Here is a 23,123-nt window from a genome sequence, read left to right as displayed (position 1 = left end):
ACCCCCTTAGTTTTCTTCGGTGAACCAATGTTCGCGGGCGGCCAAAATCACTTTTTTGGCTTCTTCCTCGCTTACTCCGGTAATTTCAATCAATTCGTCTACCGCCAGTTCAGCCAGATCGTCGCGCGTGGTAATGCCGGCTTGCGCCAGATCACGCAACATCTCTTGATCGATGCCGTCGAGATTACGCATATCTTCTTCTACATCTTCCAGTTTTTCTTCGGATGCGATGGCCTGAGTCAGAATCGCGTCGCGGGCACGGTTACGCAAGGTTTCTACAATATTTTCGTCGAAACCTTCGATTTCCAGCAATTCGGCAGCAGGCACATAGGCTACTTCTTCCAAAGTAGCAAAACCTTCCTGCACGAGAATAGCGGCCGTTTCTTCGTCCACATTCAGATGTTCTACAAACAGATTGCGGATGGCGGCATCTTCGGCTGCGTTACGTTCTTCTGCCTCCGCAACCGTCATGATGTTCAACTGCCAGCCGGTTAAATCGGCCGCCAAGCGCACGTTTTGACCGCCGCGGCCAATGGCCAATGCCAACTGGTCTTCCGCCACGATAACGTCTACTGCATGTTTGTCTTCATCGATCAAAATGCGGGTTACTTCGGCCGGCGACAATGCGTTAATCACAAATTGGGCGGTTTCAGGCGACCATAACACCACGTCGATACGCTCGCCCGACAGTTCGTTGGTTACGGCATTAACGCGCGAACCGCGCACGCCGATGCAGGTACCTTGCGGATCGATACGCTGGTCATTGGCTTTAACGGCAATCTTGGCACGGTGGCCGGGGTCGCGGGCGGCTTCTTTGATTTCCAACAAACCGTCTTCGATTTCAGGCACTTCCATGGCAAACAGTTTCACTAAGAAATCACGCGAAGTGCGGCTCAAAATCACTTGCTTGCGGCCTGACGCACCGATTTCGTCCACACGCAAAAACAGCGCGCGCACGCGGTCGCCGTTACGGAAATTTTCACGCGGAATCATTTGGTCGCGCGGCAGCAAAGCGTCTAATTTGCCGATTTCGATGATGGCACCGTGACGCTCCACACGTTTAACAGTACCTATCACAATATCTTCTTTGCGGGCTAAAAATTCTTCCAAAATTTGCTCGCGCTCGGCATCACGGATGCGTTGCAGAATAATTTGTTTGGCAGTTTGGGCGGCTTGGCGGCCGAAACCTTCGTTTTCCAACAATTCTTCGTGATATTCACCGATTTGGAGAGTTGTATCGGGAATTTCTTCTTGGATTTCTTCGATGGTTTTTTCTACATCCGGGTAGGTGTAATCTTCGTCCGCCACAATCAACCAACGGCGAAATGTTTTATATTCGCCGGTGTGGCGGTCGATTTCGACACGCACATCCATATGTTCGCGGTTGGCCTTTTTCTTGGCAGCAGTACTGAGTGCAAATTCAAGCGCACTGAAAACCACTTCGGGATCTACGTTTTTCTCACTGGCCAAGGCTTCGGCCAACTGTAACATTTCGCGACTCATTATTTAAATTCTCCGTTAAATATTAATATTTTGTATTTTTAAAAATTAAATTCTGGGCGCAGGCGTGCTTTATCTATATTGCTTATTTCGATGTCGACAGTTTTGCCATCGAATGAAATACGCACAATATCGTTTTCACACCCTTCAATGCGGCCGATAAAGTTTTTTTGCCCTTCAATCGGCAAGCGGGTTTTGATTTTAGCCTGCTGGCCGGCAAAACGTACAAAATCTGCAGCCTTTTTCAAAGGGCGGTCCAACCCCGGACTGGAAATTTCCAAACGTTTGTAATCAATGTCTTCCACCATAAACAAACGGCTCAGGTGGTTGCTCACGGTTGCACAGTCTTCTACTGTGATGCCGCCTTCTTTGTCGATAAATACGCGCAAATCGCCTTGAGCGGTCAACTCGAAATCAACCAGTTCATATCCTAACCCCGGCAGGGTTTTGTCGAGAATATTTTGAATGTCCATATTGCTCCAAAAACAAAAAAATGGCCCCGTGGCCATTTTTCCTGAAATCCGAAAAAATTTTCTTATTATAACTTTTTTATCTGCAAAAGAAAAGTGCCAATGTAACGTCATTTTCAGACAGCCAGCTTCCAGCCAACAAAGCTAACAATAATCGAGACCGTCTGAAACATTTATTTTTAAACAAACTATGCTTCCACATACACCACGATGCTTACTCTTTTTCACAATGCATAAAGGGCAAACGATTAGTCTTGTTCAAATAATATAGGCAATTTCACCAAATTAAATCTATATGATAGGGTTTATATATTTCAAAACAGAAAAAATACATACCAATATTTAATTATTCACTAAACAGGATTTAGCTAAATTGTTCGAAAAATATGGCTGACCAGCTTGCGGAAAGGCAATTGGAAGACTAGAATCTATCATTAATTTATGTATATTCCGGGCAGCGGGCGTTGTTCGGTCAAACTACTTTACCTCCTAAGGCTACCATCATTATGCTTCCTACTCCGATTTATAATTTTTCAGCCGGCCCTGCCATTCTCCCCGAGTCCGTATTACGTACCGCCCAAAGTGAAATGTTTGATTACAACGGTACCGGTTTCTCCGTGATGACAATGAGCCACCGCTCCGATGTATTTATGAGCATCCTTTACCATGCCGAACAGGATTTACGGCAGTTAATGAATATTCCTGATAACTATAAAGTATTGTTTTTACAAGGCGGAGCCAGTTCTCAATTTAACATGGTAGTGATGAATCTGGCTAACGGCTTCAAACGGGTGGATTCTGTAATTACAGGCAACTGGTCGGCCATTGCCCACTCGCAAATGGGCAAGCTTTCCGATGCTGAAATTCACTTGGCGGCTGACGGCGGTGCTCTCTTCAACTACACCAACCTGCCGCCGGTTAACTCTTGGGATATCGACAAAGATTCGGCTTTTGTACATTTCGTTATCAATGAAACCGTGCACGGCCTGCAATACCGTGAAGTGCCTAAACTCGGGGACAACATGCCGCCGTTGGTATGCGATATGTCGAGCGAGATTTTGTCCCGCCGCGTCAATGTGAGTGATTTCGGCGTTATCTATGCCGGAGCGCAGAAAAACATCGGCCCCTCCGGTGCGACCATCGTGATTATCCGCGAAGATTTGCTTGAGCGCTGTTCAGACCGTATCCCCGATGTGTGGAATTATAAATCGCACATTGAAAGGCAAGGCATGTATAACACGCCGGCCACTTACCCGATTTATATTTCCGGCTTGGTTTTCCGCTGGCTGCAATCGCAAGGCGGTGTGGAACAAATGGAAACCATTAACACGTTGAAAGCCAAAACCCTATATGAAGCGATTGATAACAGCGGCGGCTTCTATATTAATAATGTACATCCGGGCGCACGTTCTAAAATGAACGTTATTTTCCACACCGGCAACAAAGAATTAGACGAATTATTTGCCCAAGAATCAACCACCCGCGGCCTGCGGCTTTTACGCGGCTACAAATCCATGGGCGGCATGCGTGCCAGTATTTACAATGCCATGACTTTACAAGGCGTTGAAGCCTTGATTGATTTTATGCAGGAGTTCCAACGCCGTTACGGTTAACCTGCATGCAAGCAAACAGGCCGTCTGAAAACATCTTTTCAGACGGCCTGTTTTATACGGCAAACATCTTACCGATTCACACAATGCTTACCATCCACCGGCAATCACGCCGATACGACGCAGCCAATTGTTCACGGCAGCTTCTTCAGCCGGCAATATCTCAGCCATTCCGCCGATAAACTCCTGCCATTGCTGCAAATATTTTCGGTTCAGCAAAGTCAGCACCGGCAGGCCGTCTGAAAACAAATCGGCAAACTCCTGTATCAACCCTTCGCCGCGCGCCTCAACCACGCCAAAACGGTTAATAATGACCAAATCGGGCCGGTTCGACCGCACCTCATGCAAAACCGTTGCCGCTTCCGCCAGCACGGCAGGATTCAGACGGCAAGATTGCGACTCTGTTCCCAAATCTTGGAAAATCAAATAGGTATGCAACCCATCTAACGACACCACGCATTTATCGGTGCGACCGTCTTCCTGAACATAAACTGCATTATTCAGTCCCTGCACGCATACCCCTTGTGTTTTCAGACGGCCTATACAGCCATCCAAAACCTTCTGGGCCGTGCTTGAATCTTCATCATGAACAATGGCGGCTAAATATATCGGTTCATTTCTCACAGCTATCGTATTCCGCATTTAAACAATTATCTGTTACGGCAACGGAATGAATCTTTCATACGAGGCGACGAACTGCAAACGGCAGAAATCGTACCAAACCGATTTTGTTGCTATATAAACGGTTCACAAAATCATTCTTTTCGAATTCAAGCGAGTGAAAAGTTAAGTTACATGGTTTTATACTATACCCTCCAGCTCAGGCCGTCTGAAATAAGCCTAAAGAACAATAAAGGCCGTCTGAAAACAAAAAGCGCATTTCCAAGAACGCGCTTATTATTGTTCAAATAGTAATCAGGCCAACAAATCACGCCAACGCTGCACTTGGAAACGCACTTGCTGCGGAGAAGTACCGCCCAAATGATTGCGTGCGTTCAGACTACCTTCGGGAGTTAGCAAATCATAAACGTCTGCCTCGATCAAATCGGAAAAACCTTGCAGCACTTCCAACGGTAACTCACTCAAATCCACACCTTGCTCATCCGCATAACGTACTGCTTGGGCAACTACTTCGTGGCTGTCGCGGAACGGCATACCTTTCTTCACCAAATAATCGGCCAAATCGGTAGCCGTGGCAAAGCCTTGCATCACTGCGGCTCGCATATTTTCAGGCTTCACGGTTACGCCGCGCATCATATCGGCGTAAATACGCAGGGTATCTATCAAGGTATCCACCGTATCAAACAGCGGTTCTTTGTCTTCCTGATTGTCTTTGTTATAAGCCAACGGCTGTGACTTCATCAACATAATCAAACCGGTGAGATGCCCAATCACACGGCCGGTCTTGCCGCGTACCAACTCGGGCACGTCGGGGTTTTTCTTCTGCGGCATAATGGAAGAGCCGGTGCAAAAACGATCGGCAATATCAATAAAACCGAAACGCGGGCTCATCCACAATATCAACTCTTCACTCAAACGCGACAGATGCACCATTACCAAACTGGCAGCCGCAGTAAATTCAATCGCAAAATCGCGGTCGGATACTGCGTCGAGCGAATTCTGACAAATCTGCTCGAAACCCAGCAATTCAGCCGTGACTTCACGGCGAACCGGATAAGTGGTTCCCGCCAATGCAGCGGCTCCCAACGGCATACGGTTGACACGTTTGCGACAGTCGGCCATGCGTTCGTAATCGCGCCCCAACATTTCCACATAAGCCAACATGTGGTGCCCGAAACTTACCGGCTGCGCCACTTGCAAATGGGTAAAACCAGGCATCACCACATCCGCGTTCTGCTCCGCCAAATCCAACAAGGAACTCTGCAAACTCTGAATAAGCGACTGAATTTGTGTAATTTCGTCACGCAACCACAAACGGATGTCGGTTGCCACTTGGTCGTTGCGGCTACGGCCCGTATGCAACCGCTTGCCGGCATCGCCGATTTTATCGGTTAGGCGGCGTTCGATATTCATGTGGACATCTTCCAAATCGAGCGACCATTGCATCTTGCCATTATTAATTTCTGTTATAATCTCTTCCATTCCCCGATTGATGGCATTAAGATCTTTTTCACTCAATACCCCTGCCTGTTGCAGCATTTGGGCATGTGCCAACGAACCTTGAATATCCCACTTTGCCAGACGCTTGTCGAAATCAATTGAGCCGGTATATTTCTTTACCAGCTCAGAAACAGGTTCATTGAAACGCCCCGACCAAGTTTTATTGTCATTCATATATATTTCATCCACTATTATTACAATTATTGCCTATTAGAGAGTTTGTTGCAGATGACCATTATACGCCAAATACTGTCTTGGTTCGTAGTTCCCGATTTGCGGAATTTCGGTACCATTTCGCGCCTGATGCTCGCCTGCGTTACCGCGCTGCTGCTGTTCCCGTTGGTTAGCGGTTCGTCCGAGAGTTATCTCGACCAGCTTTATATGCATGCGGCTTGGGTTGCCCCTACCCTGCTGGCCATTTTGATTAAAGGTTATTTATTCGGCATCTCAATGCCGCATTTATACGAGTCAAAATATATCGTGCTGATTGTCCATTTGAGCAACCTGTTACTTTTCACTCTTATCGATTATGTACTTTTGGGTGAACGCCCGAATTTCTGGCAGCATTTTTTCCTGTTCAATATCTTTTCATTGAGCTATATGTACATAGAGGCTGCTCGCCGTTACAGCCTTGTGCCGTCTCTTTCGGAAGCACGGCTGAGTGCACTAACCGCCCGTATCCGCCCGCATTTTTTATTCAACAGTTTAAATGCTGCCATCAGCTTAATCCGTTTGCGCCCTTATGATGCGGAAACCCTGCTTGAAAATCTGGCCAACCTCTTCCGCGCACAATTGCGCGACGGCAGCCAAAGCAGCACGCTGGGACAGGAAATCGAATGGGCGCAAGAATATATCGCCATTGAGCAAATCCGTATGGGGCACACCCGTGTTCAGGTAATGTGGCAACACCATGCCCCCGATGATGCGGAAACCCCCCACCTGCTGTTGCAGCCCTTGTTGGAAAATGCCGTTTTCCACGGCATTGAATCCACCCACCGCCCCGGGTGTATTTCGGTACTGACCACCCGCCAGAAACACTGGATTTATCTCCGTGTTGAAAATCCTTATGTACCGACCGAAAGCGAAGAAAATGCCAAACCGCACAAAGGTAACTCTATGGCCTTACACAACTTACGCGAACGGTTGTCTCTGATGTACGACAATGACGCACAAATCAAAAGCCGCCAGTTCGATGGTATTTTCCGTGTCGACATCCGCCTGCCGTACCGTAAAAAATCTTCCGATATGAAAAAACTGTTCGGCTAACCGCCTCAACCTGAAGGCCGTCTGAAAACCCTTTTATTTCAGACGGCCTTTTAATATCGGAAAAATACCGGTTTAGGCCGTTCGCAAGAGATTACATCTATCGACCCGAACTGTTTTTTCAATCGCCATTTGAGCTATAATAACGGACTTCTTACGCACATTCCCCCATCACAATGCAACTTACCGCTGTCGGACTCAACCATCAAACCGCGCCGCTGGGCATACGCGAAAAACTTGCGTTTGCCGCAGCAGGACTGCCCGATGCCGTAAGTGCCCTCAAAACCAGTCAAGCCACCCAAGAAGCCGTTATTCTTTCTACCTGCAACCGTACCGAACTTTACTGCGTCGGAGATGCAGAACGCATTATCGAATGGCTGGCTGAATACCACAAATTGCCGGTCGCAGAAATCCGCCCGTATCTCTATACACTCAACAGCTACGATACCATCCGCCACGCTTTCCGCGTAGCCTGCGGGCTGGATTCGATGGTTTTGGGCGAACCGCAGATTCTCGGCCAAATCAAAGATGCCGTGCGTGTGGCGCAAGAACAGGGATGCATGGATACTTGGCTCAACGCCTTGTTTCAGAAAACCTTCTCCGTTGCCAAAGAAATCCGCACCGGTACGGCGGTTGGCGAAAATTCCGTTTCCATGGCCGCCGCTTCCGTAAAAATGGCTGAACAGATTTTTCCCTCGATCGACGAATTAAATGTGTTGTTTATCGGAGCGGGCGAAATGATTGAGCTGGTGGCCACATATTTTGCCGCCCGTAATCCCAAACTGATGACCGTTGCCAACCGCACTTTGCCGCGTGCACAGGAATTGTGCGAAAAACTCGGTGTCAATGCCGAACCCTGCCTGTTAGCCGAATTACCCGATATTCTCCACGACTACGATGTCATCGTATCATCCACCGCCAGCCAATTACCCATCGTCGGCAAAGGCATGGTGGAACGCGCACTCAAGAAACGCCACCATATGCCGGTTTTTATGCTTGACCTTGCCGTACCCCGCGACATCGAAGCCGAAGTGGGCGAGTTAAACGACGCTTATCTTTATACAGTGGATGATATGATGAATATCGTCCAAACTGGCAAAGAAGCCCGCCAGAAAGCCGCCGCCGAAGCCGAAACGATGGTTGAGGAAAAAGTGGCCGAATTCATCGAATGGCAACAAAGCCGCCAAAGCGTTCCCTTAATTCTCGCCCTGCGCGACGAAGGCGAACGTGCCCGCCGTTACGTGCTTGAAAACGCGATGAAACAACTGGCAAAAGGCACTCCGCCCGAAGAAGTGTTGGAACGACTTTCCGTGCAGCTCACCAACAAGCTGCTGCACTCGCCCACACGCACGCTCAACAAAGCCACATCGCAAGACAGCGGTTTGGTTGATGCCGTAGCCCAAATCTATCATTTGAAGCATAAGAAATAATCAGGCCGTCTGAAAACCAACATTCGGCTTACCGCCCGCTTGCCAGTATTCCGTATCCATGCTTTAATCGCCTCCGAAGAAACAGGGGTGCTGTGCTTTAATATTCAGGGCGCGGCTGAGAGTTACCCTTTATACCCGAACAAGATAATACTTGCGTGGGGAGTTTTCAGCGTAACCGATTTTTTTCAGACGGCCTCAAACTCTATCGGCAGGCCGTCTGAAAAGCAGATACCGCGCTCCTGTTTCTCTTTTTGCGAACGAGAAAACAGGAGCGTTTTTTTATGGCACCCAAAACCACAGGCCGCGAGGCCGCCCAGCTTGACGAATTGAGCCAAGACATCGGCATCCGCTTCAAATACCCGAATTCCACCAAAGTTTATCTGCAAGGCAGCCGTGCCGACATCCGCGTGCCGCTGCGCGAAATCGCCCAAGACGACACCGTTACCGACAAAGGCCGCGAACCGAACCCGCCGATTCCGGTGTACGACACCAGCGGCGTGTATGGCGACCCTTCCGCCCATATCGACCTCAAACAAGGGCTGCCGCATATCCGCAGCGCGTGGATAGAAGAGCGCGGTGATACCGAACGTTTGGCCGGTTTGTCGAGCGAATACGGCCTTGAACGTGCCCACGATCCTAAAACCGCCCACCTGCGTTTCAACCAAATCACCCAGCCGCGCCGTGCCAAATCGGGCAAAAACGTAACCCAGATGCACTATGCGCGGCAAGGCATCATCACGCCGGAGATGGAGTTTGTCGCCCTGCGCGAGCGCATGAAAATGGAAGAAATCTGGCGCGACCCGCGTTACGCCAAAATCATCAAACAGCACGCGGGCGAATCGTTCGGCGCAAACCTGCCCACCCATCCCGACCAAATCACGCCCGAATTCGTGCGTAGCGAAATCGCCGCCGGCCGCGCGATTATCCCTGCCAACATCAACCACCCCGAGTTGGAGCCGATGATTATCGGCCGCAATTTCCGCGTGAAAATCAACGGCAACTTGGGCAACTCCGCCGTTACTTCTTCGCTTACCGAAGAAGTAGAAAAAATGGTGTGGTCGCTGCGCTGGGGTGCCGACACGATTATGGATTTGTCCACCGGCGCGCACATTCACGAAACCCGCGAATGGATTATCCGCAACGCGCCCGTGCCCATCGGCACCGTACCGATTTATCAGGCTTTGGAAAAAACCGGCGGCATTGCCGAAGATTTAACGTGGGATTTGTTCCGCGATACCTTAATCGAGCAGGCCGAGCAAGGCGTGGATTATTTCACCATCCATGCGGGCGTGCTGTTGCGTTATGTGCCGCTGACTGCCGACCGCATCACCGGCATCGTGTCGCGCGGCGGTTCGATCATGGCGAAGTGGTGTTTGGCGCATCATCAGGAAAACTTCCTCTACACCCATTTTGACGAAATCTGCGAAATCATGAAGGCTTACGACGTGTCGTTCAGCCTCGGCGATGGCCTGCGCCCCGGCTGCGTGGCCGATTCCAATGATGCCGCGCAGTTCGGCGAATTGCACACGCTGGGCGAACTGACCGCCAAAGCGTGGAAGCACGACGTGCAAGTGATGATCGAAGGCCCCGGGCATGTGCCGCTGCAACGCGTGAAACAAAACATGACCGAAGAGCTGCAACACTGCTTTGAAGCGCCGTTCTACACGCTCGGCCCGTTGGTAACCGATATTGCCCCCGGTTACGACCACATCACTTCGGGCATCGGCGCGGCCAATATCGGCTGGTACGGCACGGCCATGTTGTGTTACGTCACCCCGAAAGAGCATTTGGGCCTGCCCGACAAAGAAGACGTGCGCACCGGCATCATCACCTACAAACTGGCTGCCCATGCCGCCGACTTGGCCAAAGGTTGGCCGGGCGCACAGTTGCGCGACAACGCCTTATCGAAAGCCCGCTTTGAATTCCGCTGGCGCGACCAATTCCGCCTCGGCCTCGACCCCGAACGCGCCGAAAGCTACCACGACCAAACCCTGCCTGCCGAAGGCGCGAAAATCGCCCACTTCTGCTCGATGTGCGGCCCCAAATTCTGCTCGATGAAAATCACGCAGGAAGTACGCGACTACGCCGCCGCGCAAAAAGGCATGGAAGAAAAAGCGGTTGAGTTTATGAAGAAAGGTGCTGAGATTTACAGCTAATTAAACAAAGGATAATAAGCCAATACTGATTCATCAGGCCGTCTGAAACTTTTTTCAGACGGCCTTCATATCTTTATCGAGGCAATCTTTCAAGCTCCCCAATATAGCTCCTGCTCACTTTGTGCCGCAATCCAACCCATCCGGATTCACAAAAAGCAGAGGCCGTTTGAAACCACTTGAGTGGTTTCAAACGGCCTCTTCAACCATCAACAAGATGCCTGATTAATCTCCCATATTGGCCAACTGCTCGGCCTGATGTTCGGCCAGCAACGCACCGGTTAATTCTTCCAAGTCTCCGTCCATAATAAAATCCAACTTATGCAGGGTCAAATTGATGCGGTGGTCGGTAACACGGCCTTGCGGATAGTTATAAGTACGGATACGCTCACTGCGGTCGCCGCTGCCGATTAGGCTCTTACGCTCGGCAGCTTCTTTGGCTTGAGCTTCGCGCTTCTGGGCATCATTCAGGCGGGCTGCCAATACTTTCATCGCCTGAGCTTTATTGCTGTGCTGCGAACGCCCGTCTTGACACTCTACTACTATACCGGTTGGCAAGTGGGTAATCCGCACTGCGGAATCGGTTTTATTGATGTGCTGTCCGCCCGCACCTGAAGCACGGAAGGTATCGATGCGCAAATCGGCCGGATTCAACTGGATTTCTTCCAGTTCGTCCGCCTCAGGCATCACCGCAACCGTACAAGCCGAAGTATGGATACGCCCTTGGCTTTCAGTTGCAGGAACGCGCTGTACGCGATGCCCGCCCGATTCAAACTTGAGCTTACTGTATGCGCCCAACCCCACGATACGGGCAATCACTTCTTTATAGCCGCCCAAATCGCTTTCATTAGCGGACACAATTTCCACTTGCCAACGGTTACGCTCGGCAAAACGGCTGTACATACGCAGCAGATCTCCGGCAAACAAAGCCGCTTCATCCCCGCCGGTACCGGCACGCACTTCGATAAAAATGTTTTTATCGTCATCTTCGTCTTTAGGCAGCAACAACTTTTGCAATTCAGTTTCCAGCGTTTCTATCTGCGCATTGGCGGCTTCGATTTCTTCTGCGGCAAATTCTTTCATCTCCGGATCGGAAAGCATTTCTTCCGCATCCGCCAAATCGCTCTGTGCCTGACGGTATTTTTGGAATACTTCCACCACAGGCGTAATCTCCGCATGCTCGCGCGTGAGCTTGCGGTAATTATCCATATCGTCGGTAACTTCCGGTGTACCCAACAGATGGGTTACTTCTTCGAGCCTTTCGGCAAGTTGTTGTAATTTTTCTAAAATAGATGGTTTCATGATATTTTCCGAAAAAAGGCCGTCTTAAAAAAGACCCTACCCTTTTGAAAACCAATGTCAGTTCACTTAATGGCTTTGTAACGGACAAACTGCAAATCCGATGCAATAAAAAAGCCAGCTAGTTCAAGTAGCTGACTTTTAGTATTTTTTGGTCGGAGTGAAAGGATTCGAACCTTCGACCCCTTGCACCCCATGCAAGTGCGCTACCAGACTGCGCCACACTCCGACTCAAGGAAAGACGCGATTATAGAATCACATCATCTAACTGGCAAGCGTTTTTTCGATTCCGGCCAACAATTTCTGCAGCTCGGCACGCATCTCATCCGCCTGAATAGCAGGGTTTCCGTCCGCATCCAAAGCATTATGATTAAACTCGTCCACAAACGGCGCAAAAGTGTCTTTCAACTTACGCAGTTTCACTACATCCAAGCGGGTGTAGCGATCACCGCCGTAACCGATAACCATACCGTTTTCATGCTGCCACTGAGCAAACTGGGCAGGACTGATTTGCACCAATTCACACATTTCATCAAGTGTGAAATAGCGCTTTGCGGGAATAACTGGCAATACGGTTGCGTTAGCGTTGTTTGTCATAGTAATGCTCCACCATGCCTTTGAGTTTTTGGCTGGCATGGAAAGTCACTACGCGGCGGGCGGTAATCGGAACTTCTTCTCCGGTTTTCGGGTTGCGTCCGGGGCGTTGCGGTTTATCGCGCAACTGGAAATTACCGAAGCCGGAAATTTTGATTTCTTCACCACGAGCCAACGTAGCACGGATTTCTTCAAAAAAGAGTTCGACGATTTCTTTGGCATCGTTTTTGGTGACGCTGCTTACTTTTTCCACCAAAATGTCAGCCAGTTCTGCTTTAGTTAATGTCATTTTATTACCTTCGTTTTTTAACACTGCGAATTATTACCAATTTTCGTTTAGAATTCAAGCGAATATATATTTTTTTAACAACGTAGTTGCGTTCCTGCAGCTTCAGCAGCAGCCACTAACTTGCTCATTACAGACTCTACCACTTCATCCGTTAAAGTTGCCTCGGCATCCTGTAAAATCACTTTTACCGCCATACTCTTCATACCTTCCGGCAACCCTGTTCCGCGATAGACATCAAAAACGCTGATTTCTTGAATCAATTTGCTGCCGACGCTACGCAATACCGCCAACAAATCATCATGAGTCATGTTTTCAGGCATCACGAACGCCAAATCGCGACGGGCAGGCTGGAATTTTGAAACGGGCTTGTATACCACTTTTTCCGCCTCCGTCACAGCAGCTATATCCAACTCGAACACCAACGCAGCCTGCGGCAGGTCATATTTCTGCAACCATTTCGGATGCAGTTCCCCTATAAAACCAATCACTTTGCCGTCTAAAACAATCTCGGCGGTCCGCCCCGGATGCAGAGCCGGATGTTCGGTTTTCACAAACGACACCGTTTTTCCTGCCAACAACGATTCCACATCTGCTTTGGCATCATAAAAATCTGCGGGGCGTGCTTTTACCCCCCATTGTTCAGGTTCGGCAGTACCATAAACCAAGCCGCCGATGCGTTCGTTTTGTACAAAACGGCCGTCTGAATCTTTGCTGAACACCCGGGCGATTTCAAACACGCGCACGCGGTTTTGTTTGCGGTTGAGATTGTTTTGCAGAATCTCCACCAAGCCGCCGATAAGTGTTGAGCGCATCACGCTGTATTGTGCGGCCAATGGGTTTTGCAGGCGGATGGGATTACCGTTAGCAGCGAAATCCTGCTCCCACTGTTCATTAACGAAAGCGTAGCTCACCACTTCCTGATAGCCGCGTGCGACCAGTTGGCGGTAAACGTCAAACCGCGGACGGCGGGTTTCAGGCAGCGTCATCATTTTCAGACGGCCTGAAGTGTAATCGTCAGGAATGTTTTCGTAGCCGTAGACACGGGCGATTTCTTCAATTAAATCGGCTTCAATCTCGATATCGAAACGGAAACTCGGTGCGGTTACTTCAAAACCTTCCCTAGTAACGACAGGGTTCAAACCCAAATGCTGCAAAATAATCTGCACTTTCCCGGCAGCCACTTTCACGCCCAAGATTTTTTCTACCCGATTCAGACGAACCTGCACTTTTTTCCTTACAGGCAACGTACCCACGGCTTCAGCCATCGCACCAACCGAACCGCCGCAAATATCTACTATCAATTGTGTGGCACGCTCAATGGCATCGGCTTGGAGTTGCCAATCCACTCCCCGCTCGAAGCGGAAAGAAGAGTCCGAACCGAAACCGTATTGACGTGATTTGCCGGCAATGATTTCAGGTGCAAAATAAGCCGATTCCAAAACGATATTCTGCGTATCCTCCGAAACCGCGCTTGCTTCACCTCCCATTAAACCGGCCATGCTCAATACACCTTTTTCATCGGCGATAACCAACGTATTGTCAGCCAAAACAACGTTTTTTTCATTCAGGCACGCCAATGTTTCACCGTTTTGTGCACGGCGGACAATAATGCTGCCGTTCAATTTGTCGGCATCAAAAACATGCATGGGCTGACCCAGCTCCAGCATCACATAATTGCCGATATCTACCAATGCCGAAACAGAACGAATGCCGCTACGTACCAGACGTTGTTTCATCCAATCCGGCGTAATTGCCTTAGCGTTCACATTTTCAATCACACGACTGATAAAACGGCCACAATCCTCCGGTGCATCAATACGTACAGGCTGGATTCTGTCGCTGTTTATTGAAGCCGTCTGAATAGCAACAGGCACATTACTGCATTGCGTCAATGCCGCCACTTCGCGGGCCAACCCTTTGATGCTGAGGCAATCAGCTCTATTGGGCGTGATTTTCAGCGTAAAAACGGTATCGTCCAAATCCAAATAATCACGGATATTTTGCCCAACCGGAGCATCCGCAGGCAAAATCAACAAGCCGTCCACACCGTCTTCAGGCAGTCCCAATTCTTTGGAAGAACACAACATACCGTTGGAAGTTTGTCCGCGCATTTTGGTAGGCTTGATTTTAAAATTACCCGGCAACACCGCTCCCGGCAAAGCGCACGGTACTTTGATGCCGGGTTTCACATTCGGCGCACCGCAGACAATCTGAATCAGCTCGCCTGTGCCGGCATCGACTTGGGTTACGTTCAGCCGGTCGGCATCAGGATGTTTTTCTACTGCTTTCACTTCAGCAATTACCACACCATTGAAAGCTGGTGCGGCAGTTTCAGCTTCTTCCACTTCCAAACCGGCCATGGTCAAGGTATGAGCCATGTCCTCGGCAGGCAACTCAGTCTGAGCCTGTGTTTTTAACCAATGATAAGAAAATTGCATGATCTTCTCTTTAAATAAATGCTTATACAGTGCCGTCTGAAACGGCTCATATTTGTATGACTGTTTTTCAGACGGCCTCATCTGTAAGGCCGTCTGAAAATAATGGAAAAACAATCTTATTTAAATTGTTTTAAGAAATTCAGATCATTATCAAAAAACAAGCGCAGATCGTTTACACCGTAACGCAACATGGCAAAACGATCCAATCCGATACCAAAAGCAAAACCGGTATATTTTTCGGGATCGATATTTACATTTTTCAATACGTTAGGATGCACCATGCCGCACCCGCCAACTTCCAACCAACCGCGTTCGCCCATGATATCGATTTCGGCGGAAGGCTCGGTAAAAGGGAAGAAGGAAGGACGGAAACGCACTTGCAAATCATCGCGTTCAAAAAAGCGACGAATAAAATCAGTAAAAACAGCCTTCAAATCGGCAAAGGTTACACCCTCTTCCACCCACAAACCTTCGGCCTGATGGAACATCGGCGAATGTGTAGCATCCGAATCGACGCGATACACACGGCCGGGAGCAATGATGCGGATAAGAGGTTCCTTTTTATCCAGCATGTAACGGATTTGAATCGGGGAAGTGTGGGTACGCAACACATCACCATTTTCGACGTAAAAAGTATCTTGCATTGCACGGGCAGGATGATTTTGAGGGATATTAAGCGCTTGGAAATTATAGAAATCATCTTCGATTTCCGGACCGTCCGCCACTTCAAAACCCATACCGTGAAACAGCTCGACCACACGTTGCAAGGTCAAGGTAACCGGATGCAAGCCTCCGTTGCTTTGACTGCGCCCGGGCAGCGTAACATCCAGCGATTCTGCTGCCAGCTGTGCCTGCAATTTAGCCTCGTTCAAAGCATCACGCTTTTGGTTGTAGGCCGTCTGAAACTGGTTTTTACATTCATTGATATGCGCACCGATGGTTTTACGCTCTTCCGGAGACATTTGGCCTAAAGTTTTCAGAAGGCCGGTTAACTCACCGGTTTTACCCAGATAACGGGCTTTTACTTGTTCCAGCACATTGAAATCCGCCGCTGCCTCTATAGCGGCTATACCTTCTGCAACAATACGGTTTACATTTTCCATGATGTTTTGATTCGTTTTATCAGTTGTTCAAGTTATGGCAAAGCAAAACCATTTATCAATCTGTTGCCGCCACTATCCTACTGTAATTGATGCCAGCACCATCATTTCTTAGTGCTTTATTTTGGCTTGATATATAGCATCCAACAACGGACACTAAATAACAAGGCCGTCTGAAAACCGATTCAGACAGCCTGCTTAAGGCTTTCCGTTTCACTTCGAAAGTCAAACATTGTAACGCAAATTGCACCGAAAAAACAGCAGTCTAAACAAAAATATACATTACTTGTTCTAGATGTCCGATGAAATAAACAGCCATAAAAAAAGGAAACCGAAGTTTCCTTTTAAATTCTTAAAAGTATTAAGCCAAAGCAGCTTTAGCTTTTTCAACCAGCTGAGTGAAAGCAGCTTTATCAAATACTGCCAAGTCAGCCAATACTTTACGGTCGATTTCAATAGCAGCACGTTTCAAACCGTTCATGAATTTGCTGTAAGACAAACCATTTTCACGGGCACCTGCGTTGATACGCACGATCCACAGTTGACGGAATTGACGTTTGCGCTGACGGCGGTCACGGTAAGCATATTGACCGGCCTTCATTACCGCTTGCTTGGCAACACGGTAGACATTTTTACGACGACCACGATAGCCTTTGGCTAACGCTAATACTTTTTTGTGACGGGCACGTGCGGTTACACCGCGTTTTACGCGTGGCATATTCTAACTCCTTAAGCGTAGGGCAACATTTTAGCAACAGAAGCCAAATCGCGTTCATTTACCATTGAGGTACCGCGCAATTGACGTTTGTTTTTGGTGGTTTTTTTGGTCAGGATGTGACGCTTAAACGCATGAGCGCGTTTCACACCGCCGTTACCCAGTACTTTAAAGCGTTTTTTAGCGCCCGACTTGGTTTTCATTTTAGGCATGGGAATACTCCATATCATTTATTAGATAAGATATAAGGGGATTTCGAACCATTAAGCCAAAACACTTGAGGCCCCTATATCACGGTTTTTGCCGCCGAGTTAAGCTTGCCCTGCACGGCAAATCAAGGCGATCTTAAAATTATAACTTTATTTCTTTTTAGGCGCAATCATCATAACCATTTGGCGGCCTTCCATTTTAGGAAATTGCTCAACGGTGCCAACTTCAGCCAAATCTTCTTTCACCCGCTCCAGTAATTGGGCACCCAATTGCTGATGGGCCATTTCGCGTCCGCGGAAACGCAAAGTTACTTTTACTTTGTCGCCATCTTCCAAAAAGCGGTTGATATTGCGCATTTTGATGTTGTAATCACCCTCATCGGTACCCGGACGGAATTTAATTTCCTTAATCTGCACCAATTTCTGCTTCTTTTTAGCCTCGTCGCGTTTTTTCGCTTGCTGGTATTTATATTTACCAAAATCCATGAGTTTACACACAGGCGGCTTGGCAGTGGGTGAAATCTCCACCAAATCCACGTCCTGCTCTTCGGCCATAGCCAAAGCTTCACGGACAGACACAACACCAAGCTGTTCGCCTGAACCACTAATTAATCGCACTTCTTTGGCTGTTATTTCACCATTGATTCGTGCTTCGCGTTCTTGAGCGATGACAATACTCCTTTTAAAAATTAATGATTAGCTAAGGCCATAGCGATTTCCTGCTTGAGATGTGCAATGAAATCACCCAAATCCAACGAGCCTAAGTCTTCTGCTTTGCGGCGCACAGCCACTTTGTTTTCTTGCTTTTCTTTCTCACCAACAACGATTTGGTAAGGAAAACGGTACTGGCTGTTGTCGCGGATTTTGTAACCGATTTTTTCGTTACGTAAATCTAATTCAACCCGAAAGCCTTCTTCTTGCAACTTTTCAGCCACTTCACGACAGTAATCAGCCTGATGTTCGGTAATATTCATAATGACCAACTGAACCGGAGCCAGCCAAAGCGGGAAAGAACCTGCATGGTTTTCAATCAAAATGCCAATGAACCGCTCTAACGAGCCTAAAATTGCACGATGCAGCATCACAGGGCGGGCACGATCGTTATTTTCAGTAACGTATTCCGCATCCAACCGCTCAGGCAAAACGAAATCCAACTGTAAGGTTCCGCATTGCCAAGAACGACCGATAGCATCTTTAATGTGATATTCAATTTTAGGGCCGTAAAACGCGCCTTCACCGGGCAATTCTTCCCATTCGACACCACAAGCAGTCAATGCTTCACGCAAACCGCTTTCAGCTCTATCCCAAACCTCATCCGAACCCGCGCGTTGCTCCGGACGCAATGACAATTTAACCGATACGTCATTGAACCCAAATTGCTTGTAAATACGCATTAAAAGTTCATTGAAGGCGCGTGATTCTGCAACGATTTGATCTTCCGTACAGAAAATATGCGCATCGTCTTGCACAAATCCGCGAACACGCATCAGACCATGCAATGCGCCACTAGGTTCATTGCGATGGCAAGAACCAAACTCTGCCAAGCGCATCGGCAAATCGCGATAAGAGCGTAACCCATGATTGAAAATCTGCACATGTCCCGGGCAATTCATCGGCTTAACGGCATATTCACGTTTTTCCGACTGAGTGGTAAACATATTGTCTTTATAATTTTGCCAGTGGCCCGAACGCTCCCAAAAGACTTTATCCATAATCTGCGGCGTTTTAACTTCTCTATAACCCGCCGCATTCAGCTCCTTGCGCATGTGTTGCTCAATGGTTTGCCACAAAGCCCAACCTTTGGGATGCCAAAACACCATGCCGGGAGCCTCATCTTGGAGGTGGAACAGATCAAGCTGTTTACCCAACTTCCGATGGTCGCGCTTTTCGGCTTCCTCCATACGAGTGATATAGGCTTTTAAATCATCTTTCGTCGCCCAAGCCGTGCCATAAATACGCTGCAACATTTCGTTATTGCTGTCACCGCGCCAGTAAGCTCCGGCCAACTTCGTTAATTTAAAATTTTTCAGAAAACGGGTATTGGGCACATGCGGACCTCGGCACATGTCGACATATTCTTGATGATGATACAAACCCATAGCTTCTACTTCGGGCATATCTTCAATCAAGCGTAATTTGTATTCTTCGCCGCGCTCTTTAAACGTATCGACGGTTTCTGCACGCGGAGTCATTACCTTAATCACATCATAGTCTTGGGCGATCAACTCTTTCATGCGTGCTTCGATTTTAGCAACGTCCTCCGGCGTAAAAGGCTTATCTGTCGCTATATCATAGTAAAAACCGTCTTCAATAACGGGACCAATAACCATTTTAGCTTCAGGATAAAGCTGCTTAACGGCATGGCCTATCAAATGCGCGCAAGAGTGGCGGATAATTTCTACTCCTTCGGGATCTTTGGGGGTAATAATCTGCACTTGCGCATCTTCTTTAATCAGATCGCAAGCATCGACCAACTTTCCGTTTACCTTGCCGGCAACCGTGGCTTTTGCCAGACCCGTGCCGATAGAAGCCGCTACGTCGTAAACGGAAACCGGGGCTTCAAACTGACGGACCGAACCGTCGGGCAAGGTAATATTAAGCATGTACGACTCCAAACCGATAAATGCAACAAACAACAAAAACAAACCTTTCGTTTTTGTTGTTTTCAAATAAAAGATGGTAGGCACGATCGGATTCGAACCAACGACCCCCACCATGTCAAGGTGGTGCTCTAACCAACTGAGCTACGTGCCTACAAAATAAGTTATAAATTGTAGCTGATTGTAAAAGCCGTTGGCAAGCTACGGGCTGTTCTTTTCAGACGGCCTGAAAAGAATTCCGCTATAATTGCGCCTGTTTTGAATCTACTTTGCAACAACCATGTTGAAATTTACTTTGCATAAAAAAGACGGGTACGCCCGACGCGGTACCTTGGAATTGAATCACGGCAAAATAGAAACGCCAGTTTTCATGCCGGTCGGCACTTACGGATCAGTCAAAGCCATGACTCCCCAAAATCTGCACGATATCAAAGCGCAGATTATTTTAGGCAACACCTATCATCTGTGGCTTCGTCCCGGCTTGAAAGTAATCGAACAATTCGGCGGCCTTCATCATTTTATCGGTTGGGACAAACCGATTCTTACCGACTCAGGCGGCTTTCAAGTTTTTTCTCTCTCTGATATGCGCAAACTAACGGAAGAAGGATGTACCTTTAAAAGTCCGATTAACGGCGACAAGCTGTTTCTTTCTCCCGAAATTTCCATGAAAATCCAAACTGTATTGAACTCCGATATCGTGATGCAGCTTGACGAATGCACCCCGGGAGAAGCCTCTCACCCTCAGGCTCAAAAATCGCTGCAAATGAGCTTACGCTGGGCTGAACGTTCTAAAAAAGCTTTTGAAGATTTAAACAACCCCAACGCGCTTTTCGGTATTGTACAAGGCGCAATGTATGAAGACTTACGCGAAGAATCTTTGAAAGGGTTGGAACAATTCGACTTTCCCGGATTGGCTATCGGCGGGCTTTCCGTAGGCGAACCCAAGCCTGAAATGTACCGCATGTTACGTGCCGTCGGCCCTATTCTGCCCGAACACAAGCCCCATTATCTGATGGGTGTGGGTACACCCGAAGATTTGGTATACGGCGTAGCACACGGTGTGGATATGTTCGACTGCGTGATGCCTACGCGCAATGCCCGCAACGGCTGGCTGTTTACCCGTTTCGGCGATTTGAAAATCAAAAATGCGAAACACAAACTGGACACCCGACCGATAGATGAAACCTGCACTTGCTATGCTTGCCGGAATTTCAGCCGCTCTTATCTGCACCATCTGCACCGTGCCGGTGAAATTTTAGGGGCCCAACTAAATACCATCCATAATTTGCACTATTATCAAACTTTAATGGCCGAAATGCGCGAAGCCATCGAACAGGGAAAATTTGCAGACTGGCAAGCCCGATTTCACGAAAAACGTGCACGCGGTGTTTAACTTACTGCTTAAGCCATCAAATCAAACAAGGCCGTCTGAAAAGTTTCAGACGGCCTTTGCCAAACTTACTTTACTCAACTCAAAAACAGCTTATATGCGGCATTATGGGTTTCGTCTTCATAGACATAGCCCAAATTATCCAAAAAATCTTCAAATGCCTGATTATCCTGCGGCGGCACATCCACACCGACCAACACCCTGCCGTAATCCGCACCATGGTTACGGTAGTGGAACAAAGTAATATTCCACCCTGTGCGCATATGGCTTAAGAATCGAGCCAAAGCCCCGGGACGCTCCGGAAACTCGAAGCTGACAACCCGCTCGCTCTCTACCTTATGCGTACGACCACCAACCATGTAGCGGATATGGATTTTGGCAATTTCATCATCAGTCAAATCAGTATTCGGTAATCCTGCGGCGGTAAGTTCCGCACTGATTTTGGCCAAGTCCTGCATACCGGCCGTCTGAATACCGACGAAAATATGTGCAATCTCGTCGTCGCCGTAACGGTAGTTGAACTCCGTGATATTGCGGTTCCCTAACACATTGATGAACTTCAGAAAGCTACCGGGTTTTTCAGGAATCGACACAGCAAAAATACCTTCGTGGCCTTCTCCGAGCTCGCTGCGTTCCGACACATGGCGCAAGCGGTGAAAGTTCATATTGGCTCCGCTGGTTACTGCCACCAAAGTTTCTCCTTCGGCACGATTGAGAGCGATATAGGCTTTCAAACCTGCCAAAGCCAATGCACCGGCGGGCTCCATAATGCTGCGGGTGTCGTCAAAAATATCTTTAATCGCCCCACAAATGGCATCGGTATCTACAGTAATGATGTCATCAAGCAAATCACGGCAGATACGGAAGGTTTCTTCACCGACCAACTTTACTGCGGTGCCGTCTGAAAACAGGCCGACATCTTTCAACTCCACACGCTCGCCTTGGGCGATAGAAATTTTCATACAGCAGGAATCGTTAGTTTGCACGCCGATGATTTTGATTTCCGGACGGACTTGTTTGATGAATGCTGCCACTCCGGCTGCCAATCCGCCGCCGCCGATGGGCACAAAAATAGCATCAATTTCATTGGGTTTCTGGCGCAGGATTTCCATACCGATGGTGCCTTGGCCGGCAATCACATCCGGATCATCGAACGGGGCAATATAGGTGAGCTTTTGCTCCTCGGCCAATTTAACGGCATGATCGTAAGCATCGTTGAATGAAACGCCCTTCAGCACCACTTCGCCACCGCGGTTTCTGACCGCATCCACTTTAATCTGCGGCGTGGTTTCGGGCATCACAATCACGGCACGGCAACCCAGTTTCTGGGCAGACATCGCAACACCCTGCGCATGGTTTCCCGCACTGGCCGTAATAATGCCCCTTGCAAGCGCCTCTCTGGATAATTTAGCCATTTTATTGTATGCCCCGCGTATTTTGAATGAAAACACAGGCTGCAAATCTTCACGCTTAAGCAAAATATTATTGTTGGCACGGCGCGATAAACCGCGAGCGGGTTCCAGTGGCGTTTCAACTGCCACATCGTACACAGAAGAAGTCAGAATACGGATCAGGTAATCGGAATAAGAAGGAGTGTTCATCATGAATATTTTTCTAATCAAAAGGATAAAACAACACTTTATGATGCGGCCGAATCCGGCTGCCTCGCCTCGCACAACGGCTGCCGTTTAAACCGTTTTATGCTCTTTATTTAAAGACAAATGCAACAAAGCCCAAACCATACCCCGCAGGCCGTCTGAAATCAAGAAAAATCTTAACAAATGAAAGTATTAATAGGTATAATGTTTACTCACCAAGCAAAACATTACCCTATTGCAGCCTGTCTATACTCCCAGTCGGAGAGATAGGTTTGTTCAATCTTAAGGGTTTTGCAACACATGCAGTCTTCCAACGCATTTAAAAGAATGCTCCTTAATTTCAG

The 23,123-nt window shown here is 48.3% G+C and carries 19 protein-coding genes, 2 tRNA genes and 1 riboswitch; of the genes, 5 read left to right on the top strand and 16 right to left on the bottom strand.

All coding sequences use genetic code 11. The features are described from left to right. Nucleotides 1-6 precede the first annotated feature (6 nt). Complete coding sequence (nusA, locus tag EL216_RS10330) at nt 7-1,503, bottom strand: transcription termination factor NusA (RefSeq protein WP_085390227.1); 1,497 nt, start codon at nt 1,501-1,503, stop codon at nt 7-9. A gap of 38 nt (nt 1,504-1,541) precedes the next feature. Continuing rightward, nucleotides 1,542-1,973, bottom strand: a complete 432-nt coding sequence (rimP, locus tag EL216_RS10325; protein ID WP_085390350.1) for a ribosome maturation factor RimP — start codon at nt 1,971-1,973, stop codon at nt 1,542-1,544. Nucleotides 1,974-2,476: 503 nt separating this feature from the next. Here rimP and serC point away from each other — a divergent pair. Continuing rightward, nucleotides 2,477-3,583: a phosphoserine transaminase gene (gene serC, locus EL216_RS10320; protein ID WP_085390226.1), complete on the top strand. Its 1,107-nt coding sequence runs from the start codon at nt 2,477-2,479 to the stop codon at nt 3,581-3,583. Nucleotides 3,584-3,670: 87 nt separating this feature from the next. Here serC and EL216_RS10315 read toward each other — a convergent pair whose 3' ends face one another. Both EL216_RS10315 and argH read right to left on the bottom strand, forming a co-directional pair. Continuing rightward, nucleotides 3,671-4,222 carry a DUF2478 domain-containing protein gene (locus tag EL216_RS10315; protein WP_085390225.1) on the bottom strand — a complete coding sequence of 184 codons (552 nt, stop codon included), beginning with the start codon at nt 4,220-4,222 and terminating at the stop codon, nt 3,671-3,673. A gap of 273 nt (nt 4,223-4,495) precedes the next feature. Beyond that, nucleotides 4,496-5,875 (bottom strand): argininosuccinate lyase, encoded by a 1,380-nt coding sequence (gene argH, locus EL216_RS10310; protein WP_085390224.1) that lies wholly within the window; start codon nt 5,873-5,875, stop codon nt 4,496-4,498. A 54-nt stretch (nt 5,876-5,929) separates the two neighbouring features. Between argH and EL216_RS10305 the strand changes: the two genes are divergently transcribed. The 3 genes from EL216_RS10305 (at nt 5,930) to thiC (ending at nt 10,550) form a co-directional block, all read left to right on the top strand. Next, complete coding sequence (locus EL216_RS10305; protein ID WP_085390223.1) at nt 5,930-6,967, top strand: sensor histidine kinase; 1,038 nt, start codon at nt 5,930-5,932, stop codon at nt 6,965-6,967. A 173-nt stretch (nt 6,968-7,140) separates the two neighbouring features. Further along, nucleotides 7,141-8,394: a glutamyl-tRNA reductase gene (hemA, locus tag EL216_RS10300; RefSeq protein ID WP_085390222.1), complete on the top strand. Its 1,254-nt coding sequence runs from the start codon at nt 7,141-7,143 to the stop codon at nt 8,392-8,394. A 73-nt stretch (nt 8,395-8,467) separates the two neighbouring features. After that, nucleotides 8,468-8,573, top strand: a riboswitch (TPP riboswitch). 102 nt (nt 8,574-8,675) lie between these two features. Continuing rightward, on the top strand, nt 8,676-10,550 hold the full coding sequence (thiC, locus tag EL216_RS10295; protein ID WP_085390221.1) for a phosphomethylpyrimidine synthase ThiC: 1,875 nt from the start codon (nt 8,676-8,678) through the stop codon (nt 10,548-10,550). Between the two features lie 222 nt (nt 10,551-10,772). Here thiC and prfA read toward each other — a convergent pair whose 3' ends face one another. The 11 genes from prfA to EL216_RS10240 all read right to left on the bottom strand — a co-directional run bounded on the left by prfA (nt 10,773) and on the right by EL216_RS10240 (nt 19,945). Beyond that, the gene (prfA, locus tag EL216_RS10290) at nt 10,773-11,849 is read right to left on the bottom strand and encodes a peptide chain release factor 1 (RefSeq protein WP_085390220.1); all 1,077 of its coding nucleotides are present in this window, start codon (nt 11,847-11,849) and stop codon (nt 10,773-10,775) included. Nucleotides 11,850-11,998: 149 nt separating this feature from the next. Next, nucleotides 11,999-12,075: transfer RNA gene (locus EL216_RS10285), tRNA-Pro, on the bottom strand. A 35-nt stretch (nt 12,076-12,110) separates the two neighbouring features. Beyond that, a complete protein-coding gene (locus EL216_RS10280) occupies nt 12,111-12,443 on the bottom strand; it encodes a hypothetical protein (protein WP_085390219.1) in 333 nt (110 codons plus the stop codon). After that, complete coding sequence (locus tag EL216_RS10275; protein WP_054598949.1) at nt 12,427-12,729, bottom strand: integration host factor subunit alpha; 303 nt, start codon at nt 12,727-12,729, stop codon at nt 12,427-12,429. The genes EL216_RS10280 and EL216_RS10275 overlap by 17 nt, the downstream gene beginning before the upstream one ends. A 74-nt stretch (nt 12,730-12,803) precedes the next feature. Next, the gene (gene pheT / locus EL216_RS10270; RefSeq protein ID WP_085390349.1) at nt 12,804-15,167 is read right to left on the bottom strand and encodes a phenylalanine--tRNA ligase subunit beta; all 2,364 of its coding nucleotides are present in this window, start codon (nt 15,165-15,167) and stop codon (nt 12,804-12,806) included. A gap of 116 nt (nt 15,168-15,283) precedes the next feature. Beyond that, entirely contained in the window at nt 15,284-16,270 is a 987-nt protein-coding gene (gene pheS / locus EL216_RS10265) for a phenylalanine--tRNA ligase subunit alpha (RefSeq protein WP_085390218.1), read from the bottom strand. A gap of 358 nt (nt 16,271-16,628) precedes the next feature. After that, entirely contained in the window at nt 16,629-16,985 is a 357-nt protein-coding gene (rplT, locus tag EL216_RS10260; protein ID WP_085390217.1) for a 50S ribosomal protein L20, read from the bottom strand. An 11-nt stretch (nt 16,986-16,996) separates the two neighbouring features. Then, nucleotides 16,997-17,194, bottom strand: coding sequence for a 50S ribosomal protein L35 (gene rpmI, locus EL216_RS10255; protein WP_004284178.1), 198 nt, complete (start codon nt 17,192-17,194; stop codon nt 16,997-16,999). Between the two features lie 147 nt (nt 17,195-17,341). After that, entirely contained in the window at nt 17,342-17,866 is a 525-nt protein-coding gene (gene infC, locus EL216_RS10250) for a translation initiation factor IF-3 (protein ID WP_085390216.1), read from the bottom strand. A 14-nt stretch (nt 17,867-17,880) separates the two neighbouring features. Beyond that, nucleotides 17,881-19,794, bottom strand: a complete 1,914-nt coding sequence (gene thrS / locus EL216_RS10245) for a threonine--tRNA ligase (RefSeq protein ID WP_085390348.1) — start codon at nt 19,792-19,794, stop codon at nt 17,881-17,883. Nucleotides 19,795-19,868: 74 nt separating this feature from the next. Next, a tRNA-Val gene (locus EL216_RS10240) sits at nt 19,869-19,945 on the bottom strand. Between the two features lie 126 nt (nt 19,946-20,071). Between EL216_RS10240 and tgt the strand changes: the two genes are divergently transcribed. Continuing rightward, nucleotides 20,072-21,184: a tRNA guanosine(34) transglycosylase Tgt gene (tgt, locus tag EL216_RS10235; protein WP_085390215.1), complete on the top strand. Its 1,113-nt coding sequence runs from the start codon at nt 20,072-20,074 to the stop codon at nt 21,182-21,184. 74 nt (nt 21,185-21,258) lie between these two features. Here the strand turns inward: tgt and ilvA are convergent, their stop codons facing one another. Continuing rightward, nucleotides 21,259-22,782, bottom strand: coding sequence for a threonine ammonia-lyase, biosynthetic (gene ilvA / locus EL216_RS10230; RefSeq protein ID WP_085390347.1), 1,524 nt, complete (start codon nt 22,780-22,782; stop codon nt 21,259-21,261). Between the last annotated feature and the right edge of the window lie 341 nt (nt 22,783-23,123).

The sequence above is a fragment of the Neisseria animaloris genome, from assembly GCF_900637855.1.
GTDB lineage: Bacteria > Pseudomonadota > Gammaproteobacteria > Burkholderiales > Neisseriaceae > Neisseria > Neisseria animaloris.
This window is presented reverse-complemented; position numbering and strand designations above follow the sequence as displayed.

Coding starts and splice junctions, on each gene's coding strand:
- nusA (WP_085390227.1), bottom strand. CDS start 1,503: ATGAGTCGCGAAATGTTACAGTTGGCCGAAGCCTTGGCCAGTGAGAAA.
- rimP (WP_085390350.1), bottom strand. CDS start 1,973: ATGGACATTCAAAATATTCTCGACAAAACCCTGCCGGGGTTAGGATAT.
- serC (WP_085390226.1), top strand. CDS start 2,477: ATGCTTCCTACTCCGATTTATAATTTTTCAGCCGGCCCTGCCATTCTC.
- EL216_RS10315 (WP_085390225.1), bottom strand. CDS start 4,222: ATGCGGAATACGATAGCTGTGAGAAATGAACCGATATATTTAGCCGCC.
- argH (WP_085390224.1), bottom strand. CDS start 5,875: ATGAATGACAATAAAACTTGGTCGGGGCGTTTCAATGAACCTGTTTCT.
- EL216_RS10305 (WP_085390223.1), top strand. CDS start 5,930: ATGACCATTATACGCCAAATACTGTCTTGGTTCGTAGTTCCCGATTTG.
- hemA (WP_085390222.1), top strand. CDS start 7,141: ATGCAACTTACCGCTGTCGGACTCAACCATCAAACCGCGCCGCTGGGC.
- thiC (WP_085390221.1), top strand. CDS start 8,676: ATGGCACCCAAAACCACAGGCCGCGAGGCCGCCCAGCTTGACGAATTG.
- prfA (WP_085390220.1), bottom strand. CDS start 11,849: ATGAAACCATCTATTTTAGAAAAATTACAACAACTTGCCGAAAGGCTC.
- EL216_RS10280 (WP_085390219.1), bottom strand. CDS start 12,443: ATGACAAACAACGCTAACGCAACCGTATTGCCAGTTATTCCCGCAAAG.
- EL216_RS10275 (WP_054598949.1), bottom strand. CDS start 12,729: ATGACATTAACTAAAGCAGAACTGGCTGACATTTTGGTGGAAAAAGTA.
- pheT (WP_085390349.1), bottom strand. CDS start 15,167: ATGCAATTTTCTTATCATTGGTTAAAAACACAGGCTCAGACTGAGTTG.
- pheS (WP_085390218.1), bottom strand. CDS start 16,270: ATGGAAAATGTAAACCGTATTGTTGCAGAAGGTATAGCCGCTATAGAG.
- rplT (WP_085390217.1), bottom strand. CDS start 16,985: ATGCCACGCGTAAAACGCGGTGTAACCGCACGTGCCCGTCACAAAAAA.
- rpmI (WP_004284178.1), bottom strand. CDS start 17,194: ATGCCTAAAATGAAAACCAAGTCGGGCGCTAAAAAACGCTTTAAAGTA.
- thrS (WP_085390348.1), bottom strand. CDS start 19,794: ATGCTTAATATTACCTTGCCCGACGGTTCGGTCCGTCAGTTTGAAGCC.
- tgt (WP_085390215.1), top strand. CDS start 20,072: ATGTTGAAATTTACTTTGCATAAAAAAGACGGGTACGCCCGACGCGGT.
- ilvA (WP_085390347.1), bottom strand. CDS start 22,782: ATGAACACTCCTTCTTATTCCGATTACCTGATCCGTATTCTGACTTCT.